A 17,766-nucleotide genomic window follows, 5' to 3' on the forward strand; every position below is an offset into this window, starting at 1 on the left:
GGGCTTCTCTGGGGTGGGGGTGCCAAAAATCGGCACTCGCTGTCACAGAGATGAGCGCCAGACTATACTTCGCTTGCTGCGGGGCATCATCGCAGCGTGGCTTTAGTGCTACTTCCCGCCTATCCCCAAAAGAAGAAGAAGGAACGTTTCATGCGTATGAAAGTGTTGTTTGCCGCACTGCTGATGATGTGCAGCTCGTCGCTCGTCATGGCGGCCGACTACTACGTCGATATCACCAACCGTACTGGCTACACCATTTACTATATGTACGTGAGCCCGGCGGATTCGAAAAGTTGGGAGGAGGACGTGCTGGGCAGCGACGTGTTGATGAATGGGGATACCCAGCGCGTGACGCTAACGGGGTATAAAAGTCCCTTATTCGATATTCGCTTGGTCGACGAGGACGATGACAGCTATACCTTCTGGAACGTCGATGTTTCTACCCAAGATATCGTGGTGACGCTAGAGCATTTAGACTAATTATAAAAACGGCCTGCCACTCGAAGAGCGGCAGGCCGTTCGCATCGCTCGTTAGGGACGAGCGCTCAAAACTTCAAGCTGCGGCGCTGGCTTGTGCCACGGAAGCGCGGTTGGCCGCTGACAAGGCGTTAGCCGTTTGATCGACGCTGAAACGTGCCATGTCGGCATAAGCCTGTTCGGTAAGGGCGAGCACATCGGGAGAAGCGCCCCATTTCAACAACATGTCATCAATATGGCGCTCAGCCGCCTCAAACTGGCCACAATGGCTCAGCAGTTTGGCAATGGTGTAGTCACACTGCGGTGTATCGAACATCTCTTCCTTGATTTCTTGAATGGCCAGTTCAAGGCCCGCCTGCGAGATATCGACCAGAGAATGGGTATGCATGCCACGACTCCTTGTGAATGCCATTGGCTGCTCGAAATAGCAGCGTAAGTGTCGAAACGCTATTTGTACGCGTCTTGTACGCTTCGAGAGTAATACAGAGATTGGTGAGAATCAATCACCGTTTTCGACTGTCTGCAAAAATTCACATGGATCAAAAGCCATAAAAAATCCCCACATTTCGTGTGGGGATTTTCGCTGTGATGGAGCGCTCAGTGTCTATCATTAGAGCGTCATAGTGGCTAGCAAAGTGACTAAACAACCTGTGAAGAATGACACGGTGGCAACGGTCACTACGTCAGGTTGTTTTGCTTTTGCACGACTATGCTTTTGTTCCGTAAGAAATTTCTCAAGATGCTCTCGGCTGCCGGGCTGGGTGCCCTGGTAGATGTGTTGACGGATCATGCAACCTCCCAAACGGTCGGTAATGTGGTCGATCCCCCCTCAGAGAGTACAGCTGCGCCAAGTTTCATGCCCTGACGAGCGCGATGAACTCATACCCACAGCATAGACCAGCGGCACCGAAAAGGAGTTCATAAAAGCTATACAAAATGTTAACGATGATGACATGATCGGGTCATGAACGCAGTGTCCAGTAGCCACCCCAGAGCCGCGTGATGGTGGTGATCAAGCACGCAGCAGCGAACAGGCAAGCCAACAAGGGAAACGCCGTGGGGAACAAACAGAACAACACGAACGCCGCGACCGTTTCGGTGCCCTCGGTCAAGCCTTCTAAATAGTAAAAGGCTTTTTTAGGAAAGTTAGGCCGTTCTATCTGCCGGGCCTTGGCGGCGATGGCGAAGGCCAAAAATGATGTGCCGGTGCCAATGAACGCAAAGAGCAGCAGCGCAGCAGGCAGTGCATTCTGCTCAGGGTCGGCCAGCGCAAAGCCGAGCACTACCGACGCATAAAAGACAAAATCAAGCCCAATGTCTAGAAAGCCGCCCGCGTCGCTTTGCTGATTATTCAGCCGGGCCAAGGCACCATCTACCCCATCTCCCACACGATTGAGCACGATTGCAGCCAACGCCCACCCGTACTGTTCGAATGCCAGTAGCGGCAAGGCGCTGAGCCCCACGATGAAGGCCGCTAGCGTGACTTGATCAGCGGTAATTTTTTGACGATGCAGGATGTCAGCAAGCGCGAGAAGCGGTCGCTGGGTCAGCGGCATGGTAAAGCGGTCTAACACGATGATATCTCCGTAAAAGGGGACTGGGTTTAATGTTAGTAGCGGCTAATAATTAAGACTAAAGTGTTTAGACTTTGGTTGTAATAACGGCCAATTCGCTGGACTAAAGGCTTATTGCAGTGAATAAAGGGCACCACAAACGCCAGCGGCGCTGGTAAAAATGCCGTAGGGCCTGCCCCGTGTTGAGCCCTTTCGTTCACCCTGACTGCGAGCGGTACGTTAATAATGCGCAGAACTGCTACGATGACGCTGTGGGATCAGCTTTGGCACTCCCACGATCAAGTCAAAAACCTTCTGATGTGTGCGTTGCCTACCTCAAGTACCGGTGGCTCCTCATCCCGCAGCGAGGCTAATGGTACACAAGGCAGCAGCGGCCACTCACCCCGTCCTCCTGCGTATAACCGAGCGCAGAAAATCGGCTTGGTGCTGGGGCCATTGCTGTTTGCAATGGTAGTGATGTTTTTCCACCCGGCTGATCTTAGCTTCGAAGGCCGGATGGTGCTGGCCACTACCTTGTGGGTAGCGGTGTGGTGGATTACCGAAGCCATCCCGATTCCTGTCACTTCTCTGCTGCCGATTATTCTCCTACCCATTACCGGGGCGTTGGAGAGCAACGCCGTTACGGCGGCCTACGGCAACCCGATTATTTTCCTGTTCCTGGGCGGCTTTATGATCGCCCTGGCGATGGAGAAGTGGGATCTACATAAACGCATTGCGCTGTCGATCATCTCCGTGCTCGGTACTAGCATCAACAGCATCGTGTTTGGTTTCATGGCGGCGACGGGCTTCTTGTCCATGTGGGTGTCCAATACCGCCGCTGTGATGATGATGCTGCCTATTGGCACTGCGATTGTCTATCAAGTCACCCAGGAACTGAATAAAACCGAAGGTGACCACAGCGACGAAATCGATAAATTCAGCAAGGCGCTCATTTTCGGCGTGGGCTATGGTGGCACCATTGGTGGTTTAGGCACGCTGATCGGCACGCCGCCGAACATTATCCTGGCGGCGATCGTGAACGAGCTGTTCGGTGTCGAGATTTCGTTCGCGGGCTGGCTGATGTTTGCCTTCCCGGTGGTAGTGACGCTGCTGGTGATTGGCTGGGTGATGCTGACGCGCTTCATTTATCCGATCAAGCTCGCCAAATTGCCGGGCGGCCGGGCGCTGATTCGAAAAGAGAAAGAAGCGCTGGGTAGGATCACCTTCGAAGAGAAGGCGGTGCTCGGTGTGTTCCTGTTTGCCGCGTTCTTCTGGATTACCCGCTCGTTTCTTTGGCAGGGACAGATCTTCAATATTCCAGGCATTAACGACACCATGATTGCGATCACTGCTGCCGTGGCGCTGTTTCTGATTCCTTCGCCCAATAAAGGTGGCTGCCTGTTGGGGTGGGACGTAGCCAAAGACGTGCCGTGGGGCATTTTGCTGCTGTTCGGTGGCGGCTTGGCGATTGCCGCAGGTTTTGGCTCATCGGGTCTGGCTTCATGGATTGGCGGCCAAATGAGCGTGCTAGAAGGCGTCAACTTCCTGCTGGTCATTTTGCTGGCGACAGGCATGGTGCTATTTTTGACCGAGATCACCTCCAACACGGCCACAGCGACGATGATTTTGCCGGTGCTAGCCTCATTGGCGCTGGCGCTCGATATTCATCCGTTCGTGCTGATGGTGCCAGCGGCCATGGCGGCCAACTGCGCCTTCATGCTACCGGTAGGCACCCCGCCCAATGCGATCATCTTCGCCACGGGTAAAATCAAAATCATCGAGATGGTGCGCAACGGTTTCTGGCTCAACATCATTGCGATGCTGTTGATCGTGGCCGCGGTCTACTTCCTGCTGCCGATGCTGTGGGGCGTGGATCTCACCACCTATCCGGATGCGTTTAGAGATTAATCTAGGTTAATTTTATGTCACTAACACAAAGCCCTCATCCTTGCGATGGGGGCTTTGTGTATGCGGGTTACGGCGCGAAAGATGACCTTAAGACGACGAGGAGGGTTTTCGACAAACCAGAGTGATTATCTATAGTGGCTTTAGTAACCCCACCTGCACGGATGCATCCTTCAAGGAGACCCGCAATGGAACTGCTGAGACAAGTTCGCGATTATTTACAAGACTACTCACTTAAGCTCGCTACTGCCGAATCCTGTACGGCAGGACTGATTGCGTCGGAACTGGCGCGGGTGCCAGGCAGTGGCCAATCGATGGATTGCGGCCTTGCCGTGTACTCGCCAGAGGCTAAGCAGCGTTATCTTTCGGTAAGCGCTCAAACCCTTGAGCGTTGTGGTTTGACCAGCGAGGCGACATCCAAAGAAATGGCCGTGGGGGCACTCACTAACAATGATGCCAACGTTGCGATAGCCAATACCGGTATCGCTGGACCAGAGCCCCACGATGGCATTCCCGTAGGAACGGTATGCTTTGCCTGGGCGTTTCGGTACGAGCAGCAGATTTATCTCATCGCAGAGACACGGCATTTTTCAGGTGACCGTAACGAAGTGCGTTTAGCGGCGGCCCACTACGCTTTGAAGCGCTTAATGACTCACCACGCTGCAGTGGTAGAGGGAGAGGTCAGCGCCGTCGCTCATCAAGCCCATCAAGCGCATATTCAAACCGCGTTGCGGGTCGTATCCGCCATCGATCCGCAGCAAGAAGTCGAGCGCCGTGTGATGTTTCTCTATCGCCAACTCCTAAACTCTGGGCAAAAGAGCTTGGTGTTGGGTATCAGTGGCGGGGTCGATTCCACTGTAGCAGGGCGCTTGGCGCAGTTGGCGGTAGAAAAAGCTCGCCAAGAGGGTGTGTCAGCCCACTTCTATGCGATGCGTTTACCCTACGATACTCAGCACGATGAAGTAGACGCCCAGCAGGCGTTGGCATTCATCAAACCCGATAGCGTGCTGAGTGTGAATATCCAGGCCGCGAGCGATGCAATGTTGGCTTCGCTTGAAGCAGGTGGGCTGGGCTTTACCGATGCGCAGCAACGCGATTTCGTCCTGGGCAATATCAAAGCGCGTCAACGTATGTTGGCTCAATATGCTGTCGCAGGGGCTAACGCGGGGCTGGTCGTGGGAACCGATCAGGCGGCGGAGGCGCTCATGGGCTTTTTTACCAAATATGGCGATGGGGCCTGCGATATCGCTCCATTAACCGGTCTGACTAAAGCCCAGGTACGCCAATTAGGTGCGGTGCTAGGCGCGCCCGAAGCGCTGGTAGAGAAGCAGCCCACGGCTGATCTAGAGACTCTGAAACCCCAGCTAGCCGATGAGGAGGCACTTGGCGTTAGCTACGCAGATATCGATGCTTTCTTGACGGGTAAACAGGTAAGCGAGGAAGCGCGTGCCACGATGATACAAACGTATCAGCGCTCAGCGCATAAACGGCACCTGCCCATCACCCCCTGAGCGCTAGCGTCGCGGTGTGAGGTTGTTATGATGCAGCTAACGTTTCTGTATCGAGTGCGTCATGCGATTACTTCACACCGCCGATTGGCATTTGGGGCGGCTATTCCATAACCTCTCCCTGCTGGAAGACCAGCGCCATGTGTTGCAGCAGCTGCTGGCGATCATCGACCGCGAGCAGGTGGATGCCGTGCTGGTCGCGGGCGATATTTACGACCGCTCGGTGCCACCCGCTGCGGCGGTCACGCTGCTGGATGAGATATTGGTCGAGCTGTGCGAGAAGCGCAGCCTGCCGGTCATCATGATTTCCGGTAACCACGACGGTGCCGAGCGCTTGGGTTTTGGCGCCCGCCATTTGCGTCAGGCCGGGCTGCATATCCTCACCGACCTGGCCACCTGCGATCAGCCGGTCACGCTAACGATGGGCGGTGACACGTTGGATGTGTTCGGCATCCCCTACGCCGATCCGGAGTACGTGCGCAGCGCGTTTGGCGTGGACGTGCGCGACTTCGACGGCGCCCACCGCTACCTGCTGGAGCGCATCGAGGCGCAGCGCCAGCCGGGCCGCCCGACGATGCTCATGAGCCACTGCTTTGTCGATGGCGGCACCGCCAGCGACTCCGAGCGCCCGCTCACCCTGGGCGGGGCGGAGAGCGTGGCTTGGGAGCCCATGCAGCGTTTCGACTACGTGGCGCTTGGCCATCTTCACGGCCCGCAAACTCGCGGTGGCGAGCACATTCGCTACAGCGGCTCGCTGCTGAAGTACAGCTTTTCCGAAGCCACTCAGCGTAAAGGCGTCACCCTCGTCGAGGTGGGCAGCGAAGGTGTCACCCAGATCGAGCATCATCCGCTGCTACCCCGTCGTGACGTACGCGTACTGGAAGGCGAGCTGACGCAGCTGCTGGCCCAAGGCGCCAGCGATCCCTACGCCGATGACTACTTGCTGGTGCGCCTCACCGACCGCCATGCCATTCTCGACCCCATGGGCAAACTGCGGGAGGTCTACCCCAACGTGCTGCACCTGGAGAAGCCCGGCATGCTGGAAGCAAAAGGGCGCCAGCAGCTAGACCGCGAGCGGCTGCAGTTCAGCGCGCTGGATATGTTCAGCGACTTTTTCACCCAAGCCAGCGGTGAGCCAATGAGCGACGAGCAGGCCCGCGCCATGAGCGAGCTGATCACCACCCTCAGCCGTGAGCAGGAGGGCCAAGCATGACGCCGTTGACACTCACCATGCAGGCCTTTGGCCCCTTTGCGAGTACTGAGGCCATCGACTTCACCGCGCTGGGTAGAAGCCCGCTGTTTCTGATCAACGGCCCCACCGGGGCGGGTAAAAGCTCGATCCTCGATGCGATGTGTTTTGCCTTGTACGGCCAAACCACCGGCAACGAGCGCGACGCTGGCCAAATGCGCTGCGACCAAGCGCCCGCGACCCTGTTGACCGAAGTGACGCTGACGTTCCGTCTACGAGATGCCATTTATCGAGTGCGCCGAGTGCCGCAGCAGGAGCGCCCCAAAGCCAGCGGCGAAGGCACGACCACGCAAGCGGCGGAAGCTCAATTATGGCGAGTTACTCCCAAGGGCGAGGAGGACGAATGCTTGGTGGCACGAAAGATCACCGATGCCAACGTCCAGCTGCAGCAGTTGCTGGGCTTGGATGCGCGTCAGTTTCGCCAAGTCATGGTGCTTCCCCAGGGTAAATTTCGCGAGCTGCTGCTGGCGGGCTCGAAAGAGCGCGAAGAGATTTTTGCCCAGCTGTTTCAAACCGAAATTTTTCAGCGTATCGAGCAGCGCCTGCTGGATCGAGCCAAGCAGATCGTCCGTGAGGTGAACGACCACCGCCAGCGGGTGCAGGGCATCCTGTCGGCCAGCGATGTCGAGAGCGAGGCCGCGCTACAGGAAGCGCTCGCCGCGCTCGACCCGGATCATCACGCCGCCAAACAGGCGCTGGCGGCCGCCACCGAGCAGCGCGAGCAGGCCGTGGCGACCGCCCAGGCGGGCACGGCGCTGGCCCGCCAGTTCGAGCAGCACGCCACGCTGGTCAAGGCAAAAGCGGCCCTATTGGAGCAGCAGCCCGCGATTCAGCACGCCCAAGCGCAGCTGCACCGGCACGAACAAACCCAAGCGCTCGCCACGCCGTTTTACGCGCTGCAAAGCGCCGAGAAAAACGCCGCTGCCGCCGAGAGCGAATGCCAGGCCGCCCAGCAGGCCATAGCCCCTCGACAGGCCGCCCACCAGCAGGCCCAGGCGGCACTGGCGGAGGCCAATGCCCAGCATGAGCGGGTGCCCGCGCTGCAGCGTCAAGCGTATGAGTGGGAGCAATCCCTCGCTACGTGTCAGGAGCTGGCCACGCTGGAAGGGCAGCGCGCCACCCTTGCCCAACAGGTCGCCCAAGCGCTCGAGACGTTAGAGCAGACGCAGCAAGAGGCCACCCGCCAAGAGCAGCACGCCATCGAGCAAGAGATGCGCTGGCACCAGGGCCAGGCGGCGCTGCTGGCCCAGCGGTTGGACAGCGGCCAGCCCTGCCCGGTGTGCGGCAGCCGTGAGCATCCGGCTCCCGCCACTCCCTCCCAAGCGCTGGTGACGCAAGCGGAGATGAAGCAGGCACGCAATGTTTACGAGCACGCTCGCCAGGCCTGGGTGAGTGCCCAGCAGCATGCCCAGGGCTTGGAGCAGCAGTCTCACCACCTCGACGAACGTTGCCAACGGCTTCGCGAGCAGTTGGGCGATAGCGTGTCGCTGGAGAGCGTGAACGCGTCGTTAGCCTCTGTGAACCGCGAGATCGACACCTGCGAACGGACCTGGAAAACGGCCCAGGCCCAGGCCCAAACGGCTCATATGGCGCTCACTCAAGCACAAACCACGCTAACCGAGGCCACCCAGCGCCAAACCGAGGCGCAGCACACGTTAGGCACCGCTCGAACCGAGTGGCAAGCAGCGCTGCAGGCCAGCCCCTTCAGAGACGAAGCGGCGTTTACCGCTGCCCGCCTAGAGGCGTCGGAACAGCAGCGCCTGAGTGAAAGCGTCGCGCGTTTTCAGCGGGAGCTCGCCAAATTGGAGGGGCAGCTCGAGGCCAGCGAGCCGCTGCTGGAAGGCAAAACGCCCCCCGACGTTGCTGCCTGGGAGACCCACGCCGAAGCGGCCAAGTCTCACGAAGCGGCGTGCCGCCAAACGTATCAGCGCTTGGCGGCACGCGTCGATCAGCTTACGAGTACCCAGCAGCGCTTGGCGGAGGCACGCCGCGCCGAGGCAGCGCTCGAGGCGCAGTATCAGCTTTGGGGAACGCTCAGCGAGGTCGCCAACGGCCGCACCGGTCACCGCATTAGCCTGCAGCGCTTCGTGCTGGGCGTGCTGCTGGACGATGTGCTGATCCAAGCCTCCGAACGTTTGGTGCGAATGAGCCGCGGGCGTTATCAGCTCGTGCGCCGGGAAGATCCTTCCAAAGGCAATAAAGCCTCAGGGCTCGAGCTCGACGTGGCCGATACTTACACTGGCAAGAACCGTCCGGTGGCCACGCTCTCTGGTGGGGAATCGTTCATGGCCGCGCTATCGTTGGCCCTAGGGCTTTCCGATGTGGTCCAGGCCTACGCGGGGGGAATTCAACTGGATACGCTGTTCATCGACGAGGGATTTGGCAGTCTGGACCAAGACGCGCTGGATCAAGCCATCGCCATGTTGAGCGAACTGCAAATGAGCGGGCGAACGATAGGGATCATTTCCCACGTCAGCGAACTCAAAGAGCAGATGCCAGTGCGCATCGAGGTGAGCGCTAGCCGTCATGGCAGTTCGGTCGCGGTAAAAGGGGCGCTGGGCTAAGCGCGAGTGCAGGATCGATTCATGCTGTATTCATGTAGCATGCGCTATAACGAACATTAAACGACCCGCGTTCGACCCGTCGAATGAGTAACCATTGAGGAGTGCAAGGATGAACGCAAGCAAAATTCTTCAGCAGTTGATGAGTCAGGCCAGCGGCAGCAAGGGCAGTAGCGGCGGCATGGATGTCAAAGGGGTGATCGATGGCCTCTCCCGCCAGTTGGGCGGCAGTGGCAGCCAAGGCTCGCGCCAAAGCAGCGGTTCCAGCGGTTTCGACATGAAAAGCCTGCTGGGCGGCGGTGCCCTGGGCATGCTGGTGGGCTCGAAGCGTGGCCGCAGCATGGGCGGCAAAGCGCTCAAATATGGTGCCATTGCGGGAGTCGGCGTACTGGCCTGGAAGGCGTGGCAAAGTACTCAGGAGAAGGAGAAGAAGGGGGCTGGGACCCAATCCTCCTCGGAAGGCGAGCGTGTCGAGGTGTTGAGCGGCGAGGTTCAAGAGCGCCGCAGCTTGGAGCTGCTGCAGGCCATGATCATGGCCGCCCGGGCGGATGGCCATATCGACGAGCAGGAGCAGGCGCTGATTACCGATCAGATCGATGCCCTCGGCGCGGATGAGGAGATGCACCGCTGGGTCGAACAGCAGCTAAAAGCCCCGCTGGACGCCCAGGCCTTGGCCCGTGAAGCGGACTCTCCCCAGGCCGCTCGCGAAATGTATTTGATCAGCGTCGCCGTAATCGACGACCAAAACCCCATGGAGCGCGCCTGGTTGGATCAACTCGCCAGTGCGCTAAACCTAACGCCTGAGATGGCGGCAGAGCTCGAGCGTCAGGCGCAGCAGGCTGGCTAATGCTCGATACGCTCAACTTCTGGCTAGCCACTGGCTTTGGGTTGGGGCTAGCGCCCGTTGCGCCGGGTACCTTTGGGTCACTGATTGGCCTGCCGCTGGCGTGGTGGCTCTTGGGCCGCCCAACGGGGCAGCAGGCGGTCATCATCGCGCTGATGCTGATAGCGGCCGTGCCGGTCTGTCATATCGCTGCGTGGCATTATGATGGCCTGGACCATGGCAGCATCGTCGCCGATGAGTACGTCGCTTTTCCGCTCGCGGTGCTGGGGCTAAAAGCCGCCCGCCATCCGCTGGTACTGGCATTGGCGTTTGGCGTCTACCGCTTCTTCGATGGATTGAAACCGCCGCCCATTCATTTGGCAGAATACGTGAGCGGCGGGTTCGGTATCGTGTTGGATGACGTCATTGCCGCGCTGGTGAGCTGGCTGGTGGTCGCGCTGCTGCTAACGCTCTGGCAGCGTCGGCGGCAAATCGCCTGATACTGTAAAAGAGGCTGCAAACAAGGCGGACCACGAAAACGCCGCAGGTCGTGAAAACGACGCTGCGGCGTTTTGGGTAACGTGCTCTCCGCCTAGCGCTAGACGAAAAGCGTGGTCACCTTAGCTTTGTACGACGATCACCGATTTGGCGTTGACGAACTCGTGCATCCCAAAGCCGCCGTGCTCACGCCCATAGCCTGAATCCTTCACGCCGCCAAACGGCATTTCCGGCGTGGCGACACCGAAGCCGTTGATGAACACCATACCGGTGTCGAAATACTGGCTGGCAAGCTCGGTGGCGCGCTTCACGTCTTTGGAGATGATGCCGCCGCCCAAGCCGTAGCGACTGTCGTTAGCAATGCGCATAGCGTCTTCATCGTCTTTGGCACGAATCAACGCAGCGACCGGGCCAAACAGCTCATCGTCGTAGGCAGGCTGTCCAGGGGTGACGTTATCCAGCACGGTGACCGGGTAGAACGCCCCTTTGCCTTCGGGTTTTTCGCCGCCGCAGAGGATTGTCGCGCCTTTACGCACGCTCTCTTCCACCTGCTCGTGAAGGTCGTCGCGAAGATCGACGCGGGCCATCGGGCCTAGGTCGCTATCTTCTTTGGTTGGGTCGCCCGCTTTCAAATCCTTCATGCGCGCTACGTAGCGCTCTTTGAATGCTTCGTAGTTCTTTTCGGTGACCACAAAGCGTTTGGCCGCCACGCAGGTTTGGCCGCCGTTGAAGACGCGACCGGTCACGCAGGTGTCGACCGCGACATCAAGGTCGGCATCGTCCAGTACCAGGTAGGCATCGTTGGAGCCCAGCTCCAGTACCGTCTTTTTCAGATGCTCGGCGGCTTTGGCGGCCACTTTTCGACCAGCGCCGTCGCTGCCGGTCAAGGTGACGCCACGCACGGCTTTGTGGGCAATCACCGTGTCGGAGACATCGTGAGAAATCACCAGCGTGCGGAAGACGTTTTCCGGCAGGCCCGCTTCGCGGTAGATTTTCTCCAGCAGCAGCCCGCTACCCGTAACGTTCTCTGCGTGTTTTAGCAGCACGCTGTTGCCCGCCATGATGTTGGCGATGGAGTAGCGCACGACTTGATACGCAGGGAAGTTCCACGGCTGAATGCCGTAAATCACGCCCATCGGGGAGTAGGTGACGATTCCGCGCTCGCCGTTGCCGGGCTTGCGCTCTTCGTCGGCGAGCTTGGTGGGTCCGTGCTCGGCGGTATAATCACAGATGCCGACACACAGATCCACTTCCTGGCGCGCCTGTGAGGGCAGCTTGCCCATCTCTTTGACCATTAGGTCGGCAAGCTCGTCTTTATGCGCCTTCATCGCTTCGCCAATGGCTTTGACGACCTTGGCGCGGTGCTCTAGCGGCTTGAGCCGCCAATCCAGAAACGCCTCATGGCTGGCCTCGACGATCTGCTTGGCCTGGCTTTCATCCATCAGCGTGTAGGTCTCAAGCGTTTCGCCGGTGGTCGGATTGACTGTCGAGATGGTGTTGCTCATAAGATCTCCTATCTTTAGATCAACGGGCGTTCGATCAGGTAGAGCAGTCCTTTAGCCGACTGGTCTATTAATGCTGAATTTCTACCTTAGTAGATAAATGGCGTTTTGCCCAAATGAATTATCAGGCATGTCGTGACACCCTCGTTGGGGCAAGACGGGTAGACAATGGTTCCATAAAAAGCGCCAAGACAGATAAACCGACTTGGCGCTTTTAAAGGTCACAGGGCGTGATTACTCAAAAGTAGGACCGCCTGCCTCTTCGCCCCATACTTCTTCTAAACGGTCATCTCGGCCGCAGCTCAGGCGGTAAAACTTGTAGCGGAGCGGGTTTTTCTCGTAGTAATCCTGATGGTACTCCTCGGCGCGCCAAAACTCGCTGGCCGGCAGGATCTCGGTCGTGATCTCTTGATCGAACCTCGCTTCCATCTCGGCTTTCGAGGCTTCCGCTAACGCCTGCTCCTCCTCGTTGCTGTAGAAGATGGCCGAGCGGTATTGATCGCCGCTATCGCAAAACTGGCGGTTGACGGCGAAGGGATCGATATTGCGCCAGAAAATCTCCAGTAGCTGTTCGTAGCTGATCTGGCTGTCGTCGTACTCGATGTTGACGACTTCTATGTGGCCGGTGCCGCCCCGGGAGACCTGTTCGTAGGTGGGGTTGTCCAGCTCGCCGCCCATATAGCCGGAGGTGGTGGCGCTGACGCCCGGCTGTTTGTCGTAGGGCGGCTCCATGCACCAGAAGCAGCCGCCAGCAAACGTTGCCTCGCTATTGGATTGCGCCTGGAGCGGTGCGCTTGCCAGACCGGCGGCGGCCATCACGCACAGCGTCAACGGACGAAAAGAGGAAAATCGGTACATGTCTAGCACTCCAGTGACGAATCGATGCTCGGTATTGAGCCCATTAGTATCGAGAGGTTCCGCGTTCTTAACGCGACCGACCACGCTGAGGCCACACCGTATCGAGGGTATCCAGTGCGGCTTTTATGGTGGGTTCGGTAGCGCGGTCGCTGCGCCAAATCAGGCTGAGCGCGCAGGGCAAGCGAACGTTATCCGCCACTGTCAAACCGCTCTCCTGCCGTTCGGCCATGGCCAGCGCGTCGCGCGCCAAGCTTAGCCCCACACCCGCTCTGACCAAATCCAGCATACAGACCTCCTGGTCGACTTGGGCAACGCGGCGCGGTATCGCGCCGCTGTCGGCCAAAGCCCGTTCGAGTAGCCGGGAGTGCGCTGACACGGTGGGGGTGACGATCCAGGGTAACTGGGCAAGCGTCTCCCAGCGGGTATCGACGAGCTTGGCTTCCCAGCCTGGCGGGGCGACGACGTGATAATGAAAGTGGGTCAATTCGCGCCAATCAAGGGCTGGACGGCCGGTGCCTTCACCGGGCGTGGCGAGAAAGAAGCCTACGTCCAACTCCCCCTGTTCCACCTTACTCAAAACATTGCCGCTCATGCCGTGGTGAAGTTCGGTTTCCAGCTGGGGCGCGCGGGCCATCAAGCGGCTGAGAAAGCCGCCAAGGCGGATGAACTCTGGGTCGACGATGGTGCCAATGCGCAGCTTGCCACGCAGGGTGCTGTGCAAAGCGCTGGCGGTCTGCTCGAAGGCGAGCGCGCTGGCCAGCGCATTTTCTGCAGCGGGTAGGAGTGCATAGCCGTCAGCGGTGAGGGTTAACCCCTGCGGGCGGCGGGTAAAGAGCGTTAATCCTAGATGCTGCTGTAGCTGCTTCAACTTTAGGCTGACGGCGGGTTGAGTCAGGTGGAGCTGCTCGGCCGCCCGCGAGACGCTTCCGGTGTGGGCAACGGTCACAAAGGCCCGCAGCGTGGCGTACTCCTGCATGGTGATGAACCTACCCCGATATGTTATTAATGAATCTTATATCTTGGTTAAAAATTACTCAATTGATTAGCCTGTTCGGCGGGGTAGTCTTGTGATCATTCTCTAATCACTTAAGCTTTTTTTATAAAGGTAGCGACCATGACCACCCACGCCATCCATCACTTCATCAACGGCCAGCGTAGCGAAGGCACCTCCGGTAGCGCCCAAGAGGTGTTCAACCCCGCCACCGGGCAGGTCACCGGGCGTGTAGCCCTGGCGTCGAGCGCTGACGTAGATACGGCCGTGCAAGCCGCTCAGGCGGCATTCCCCGCCTGGGCCGATACGCCGCCCATCCGCCGCGCTCGGGTCATGTTCAAATTTCTGGAGCTGCTGAACGCTAATAAAGATGCCCTGGCCGAGGCAATCACCAAAGAGCACGGCAAAGTCTTCACCGACGCGCAAGGCGAGGTGGCCCGGGGCATCGATATCGTCGAATTCGCTTGCGGCATCCCCCAGCTCTTGAAGGGTGATTACACCGAGCAGGTCAGCACCGGTATCGATAACTGGACCGTGCGCCAGCCACTGGGGGTGGCGGCGGGCATCACGCCGTTCAACTTTCCGGCGATGGTGCCCATGTGGATGTTCCCCATTGCCATTGCCGCTGGCAATACCTTCATTCTCAAGCCTAGCCCGCTGGACCCCAGCGCCTCGCTGATGATAGCGGATCTATTGCAGCAAGCAGGCTTGCCGGATGGCGTCTTCAACGTGGTGCAGGGCGATAAAGATTCGGTCGAAGCGCTAATCGATCACCCTGACGTGAAGGCGCTGTCGTTCGTGGGTTCTACGCCGATCGCCAACCTGATCTATGAGCGTGGCGCCAAGCACGGCAAGCGCGTCCAGGCGCTGGGGGGCGCAAAAAACCATATGGTCGTGATGCCGGATGCCCACCTGGATAAAGCCGTTGATGCGCTGATCGGTGCGGCCTACGGCAGTGCGGGCGAGCGCTGCATGGCGATTAGTGTGGCCGTGTTGGTCGGCGACGTGGCCGACAAGGTGGTACCGATGCTCACCGAACGCGCCAAGGCGCTGAAGGTGAAAGATGGCATGCAGCTGGATGCAGAAATGGGGCCGATCGTGACCCGTCAGGCGCACCAGCGGATCACCGGCTATATAGAAAAGGGCGTGGCAGAAGGCGCCGAGCTCGTCGTCGATGGCCGCGAGTTCGACGGCGCGCAAGCAGGCGAGGGCTGTTCTGACGGTTTTTGGATGGGCGGCACGCTGTTTGATCACGTCACGCCGGAAATGACTATCTATAAAGAAGAGATCTTCGGCCCGGTGCTGGTCTGCGTGCGGGTGCCGGATGTGGCGACCGCTATTCAACTGATCAATGACCACGAGTTTGGCAACGGGGTGAGCTGCTTTACAGAAAGCGGCAGCGTCGCCCGCGAATTTGGTCGGCGGATTCAGGTGGGTATGGTCGGCATCAACGTGCCTATCCCAGTGCCCATGGCGTGGCACGGCTTCGGTGGCTGGAAGCGCTCGCTGTTTGGCGATACCCACGCGTATGGCGAAGAGGGCGTGCGCTTCTATACCAAACAGAAGTCGATTATGCAGCGCTGGTCCGACTCCATCGACGCGGGCGCCGAATTCGTGATGCCGACGGCGAAGTAGCGCCAGACCGTTACGGGAGCCTAGCCTATGCCAACGAATACAATGACAAACTCCCACGCTGAGTCGTTCGACTACATCGTGGTAGGCGCAGGCACCGCAGGGTGCCTGATGGCCAACCGGCTCAGCGCCGACCCACAAAATCGGGTGCTGCTGATCGAGGCGGGCGGTCGGGATAACTACCACTGGATCCATATTCCGGTGGGCTACCTGTATTGCATCAATAACCCGCGCACCGACTGGCTGTTCCGCACCGAGCCGGACACGGGGCTAAATGGCCGCTCGCTGATCTACCCTCGAGGAAAAACCCTGGGGGGCTGCTCCAGCATCAACGGTATGATCTATATGCGTGGCCAGGCGCGGGATTACGACCACTGGGCGGAGGTCACCGGCAGTGACGAGTGGCGCTGGGAGAACTGCCTGCCGGACTTCATCAAACACGAAAACCACTACCGGCTGGATAAGGGCAGCGACGGTGACGAGACACACCGTGCGTTTCACGGCCATGGCGGTGAGTGGCGGGTCGAGAAGCAGCGCCTAAAGTGGGAAGTGCTGGACGACTTTGCCGAAGCGGCGGTTCAGGCGGGCATTCCCCGCACCGAGGACTTTAACCGGGGCAGTAACGAAGGGGTCGCCTATTTCGAAGTGAACCAGCGCGATGGCTGGCGTTGGAATACCGCCAAGGCATTTTTGCGTAGCGCGCTAAAGCGGGACAACTTGACGCTTTGGCACTCTACCCAGGTGAACCGGCTCTGCTTCGATCTTTCGCAAGCGCCTCGCTGTACCGGGGTAGAGGTGGTGCGCAGCGGCAAAACCCTGCGGGTGCAGGCGCAAAAAGAAGTGGTGCTGTGCGCAGGGGCGATTGGCTCGCCCCACCTTTTACAGCTATCGGGCATTGGGCCTGCGGAGCATCTGCGCGAGCATGGTATCGAGGCCATTCACGATTTGCCGGGCGTTGGCGAAAACCTGCAAGATCACCTCCAAATACGCTCGGTATATCGTGTCAGTAACGCCAAGACGCTCAATGCCATTGCCAGCACGCTGTGGGGCAAAGCGGGCATCGGCTGGGAATATGTGACCAAACGCACCGGGCCAATGAGCATGGCCCCCTCGCAGCTTGGCGCATTTACTCGCAGCTCCAACGATCAGCCGTACCCCAATATTCAGTATCACGTCCAACCGCTCAGCCTAGAGGCCTTTGGGCAGCCGCTGCATCCTTATCCGGCCATTACCGCGAGCGTATGCAACTTGAACCCTACCAGCCGAGGAACGGTGCGGTTGAAAAGCGCCGACCCGCGTCAGGCACCGGCGATTTCGCCGAACTATCTCAGCACGCCGGAGGATCGCAAGGTGGCGGCCGATTCGCTGCGGGTAACCCGGCGTATCGCCGAACAGCCTGCCTTTGCGAAGTACTCACCTGAAGAGGTGAAGCCGGGCGTCGAGTATCAAACGGACGAGGAGTTAACGCGGCTGGCAGGGGATATCGGTACGACGATTTTTCATCCGGTGGGCACCACACGAATGGGTAAAGGTGATGACCCAATGGCGGTGGTGGACGCAACACTGCGCGTGAGAGGGGTGTCGGGGCTGCGGATTGCGGATGCGGGCGTGATGCCCACCATCACCAGTGGAAACACCAATTCGCCGACCCTCATGATCGCTGAAAAAGCCGCCGGATGGATTTTAAAAGAAAATTCATTGCATTGACTTTTTTTTCCATCATAGTGTTGACGTGCAGCGTCGTTAAGCGCATGCTGCATGCAGTTGGTTAGCAAGTCGAACGTTGTCAGCAGTATCGAAACGCTCTAGCGTTGAGTCTGGTGAAGGTTTCTTGTTCTACCCACTGCAACTCGGGTATTACCCGGCTCTACATTAAAGCTAAATCGAGGATTTCGATCATGGCAACTGGTACCGTTAAGTGGTTTAACGACACTAAAGGCTTCGGCTTCATTTCTCCGGACGACAATGGCGACGACCTGTTCGCTCACTTCTCCGAAATTCAAGCTGACGGCTTCAAAACTCTGCAAGACGGCCAGAAGGTTTCCTTCGACGTCACCCAGGGTAAAAAAGGCCTTCAGGCTTCTAACATCAAAGTTCTGGGTTAATTCCAGCTTGATGTTTGCCGCTAGCAGCGTCTGCTAGCGAGCTAGAAAAACCCCGCTTAATGCGGGGTTTTTTCGTTGGTGTATGCTTATCTGCCTCACGCCTC

General features: G+C 58.6%; 15 protein-coding genes. 10 read left to right on the forward strand and 5 right to left on the reverse strand.

What is annotated here, in order from left to right; genetic code table 11:
* Window positions 1–150 precede the first annotated feature (150 nt).
* Complete coding sequence (locus FHJ80_RS08485) at window positions 151–480, forward strand: hypothetical protein (protein WP_139526574.1); 330 nt, start codon at window positions 151–153, stop codon at window positions 478–480.
* A 73-nt stretch (window positions 481–553) separates the two neighbouring features.
* Here FHJ80_RS08485 and FHJ80_RS08490 read toward each other — a convergent pair whose 3' ends face one another.
* Window positions 554–865, reverse strand: coding sequence for a hypothetical protein (locus FHJ80_RS08490; protein WP_139526575.1), 312 nt, complete (start codon window positions 863–865; stop codon window positions 554–556).
* 574 nt (window positions 866–1,439) lie between these two features.
* The gene (locus FHJ80_RS08495; RefSeq protein WP_139526576.1) at window positions 1,440–2,051 is read right to left on the reverse strand and encodes a CDP-alcohol phosphatidyltransferase family protein; all 612 of its coding nucleotides are present in this window, start codon (window positions 2,049–2,051) and stop codon (window positions 1,440–1,442) included.
* A 243-nt stretch (window positions 2,052–2,294) separates the two neighbouring features.
* Here FHJ80_RS08495 and FHJ80_RS08500 point away from each other — a divergent pair, with 243 nt between their 5' ends.
* The 6 genes from FHJ80_RS08500 (at window position 2,295) to FHJ80_RS08525 (ending at window position 10,576) form a co-directional block, all read left to right on the forward strand.
* Window positions 2,295–3,938, forward strand: coding sequence for a DASS family sodium-coupled anion symporter (locus tag FHJ80_RS08500; protein ID WP_139526904.1), 1,644 nt, complete (start codon window positions 2,295–2,297; stop codon window positions 3,936–3,938).
* 185 nt (window positions 3,939–4,123) lie between these two features.
* Window positions 4,124–5,446, forward strand: coding sequence for an ammonia-dependent NAD(+) synthetase (gene nadE, locus FHJ80_RS17370; protein WP_369692946.1), 1,323 nt, complete (start codon window positions 4,124–4,126; stop codon window positions 5,444–5,446).
* 61 nt (window positions 5,447–5,507) lie between these two features.
* Entirely contained in the window at window positions 5,508–6,656 is a 1,149-nt protein-coding gene (locus tag FHJ80_RS08510; protein ID WP_139526578.1) for an exonuclease SbcCD subunit D, read from the forward strand.
* A complete protein-coding gene (locus tag FHJ80_RS08515) occupies window positions 6,653–9,256 on the forward strand; it encodes an AAA family ATPase (protein ID WP_139526579.1) in 2,604 nt (867 codons plus the stop codon). Before FHJ80_RS08510 ends, FHJ80_RS08515 begins: the two co-directional genes overlap by 4 nt.
* A 109-nt stretch (window positions 9,257–9,365) precedes the next feature.
* Entirely contained in the window at window positions 9,366–10,100 is a 735-nt protein-coding gene (locus FHJ80_RS08520; RefSeq protein WP_139526580.1) for a tellurite resistance TerB family protein, read from the forward strand.
* Entirely contained in the window at window positions 10,100–10,576 is a 477-nt protein-coding gene (locus tag FHJ80_RS08525; RefSeq protein ID WP_139526581.1) for a phosphatidylglycerophosphatase A, read from the forward strand. Before FHJ80_RS08520 ends, FHJ80_RS08525 begins: the two co-directional genes overlap by 1 nt.
* 120 nt (window positions 10,577–10,696) lie before the next feature.
* Here FHJ80_RS08525 and FHJ80_RS08530 read toward each other — a convergent pair whose 3' ends face one another.
* The 3 genes from FHJ80_RS08530 to FHJ80_RS08540 all read right to left on the reverse strand — a co-directional run bounded on the left by FHJ80_RS08530 (window position 10,697) and on the right by FHJ80_RS08540 (window position 13,910).
* On the reverse strand, window positions 10,697–12,079 hold the full coding sequence (locus tag FHJ80_RS08530) for an NAD-dependent succinate-semialdehyde dehydrogenase (RefSeq protein ID WP_139526582.1): 1,383 nt from the start codon (window positions 12,077–12,079) through the stop codon (window positions 10,697–10,699).
* Between the two features lie 231 nt (window positions 12,080–12,310).
* Window positions 12,311–12,934, reverse strand: a complete 624-nt coding sequence (gene msrA, locus FHJ80_RS08535) for a peptide-methionine (S)-S-oxide reductase MsrA (RefSeq protein WP_139526583.1) — start codon at window positions 12,932–12,934, stop codon at window positions 12,311–12,313.
* A gap of 67 nt (window positions 12,935–13,001) precedes the next feature.
* On the reverse strand, window positions 13,002–13,910 hold the full coding sequence (locus FHJ80_RS08540) for a LysR family transcriptional regulator (RefSeq protein WP_139526584.1): 909 nt from the start codon (window positions 13,908–13,910) through the stop codon (window positions 13,002–13,004).
* Window positions 13,911–14,048: 138 nt separating this feature from the next.
* On the opposite strand from FHJ80_RS08540, the gene FHJ80_RS08545 reads away from it, so the two are divergent.
* The 3 genes from FHJ80_RS08545 to FHJ80_RS08555 all read left to right on the forward strand — a co-directional run bounded on the left by FHJ80_RS08545 (window position 14,049) and on the right by FHJ80_RS08555 (window position 17,662).
* On the forward strand, window positions 14,049–15,560 hold the full coding sequence (locus FHJ80_RS08545; protein ID WP_139526585.1) for a CoA-acylating methylmalonate-semialdehyde dehydrogenase: 1,512 nt from the start codon (window positions 14,049–14,051) through the stop codon (window positions 15,558–15,560).
* Window positions 15,561–15,587: 27 nt separating this feature from the next.
* Window positions 15,588–17,264, forward strand: a complete 1,677-nt coding sequence (locus FHJ80_RS08550; RefSeq protein ID WP_255303896.1) for a GMC family oxidoreductase — start codon at window positions 15,588–15,590, stop codon at window positions 17,262–17,264.
* A gap of 191 nt (window positions 17,265–17,455) precedes the next feature.
* Window positions 17,456–17,662 (forward strand): cold-shock protein, encoded by a 207-nt coding sequence (locus FHJ80_RS08555; protein WP_054641278.1) that lies wholly within the window; start codon window positions 17,456–17,458, stop codon window positions 17,660–17,662.
* Window positions 17,663–17,766 lie beyond the last annotated feature (104 nt).

Source organism: Halomonas sp. BL6 (assembly GCF_006228115.1).
GTDB lineage: Bacteria > Pseudomonadota > Gammaproteobacteria > Pseudomonadales > Halomonadaceae > Vreelandella > Vreelandella piezotolerans.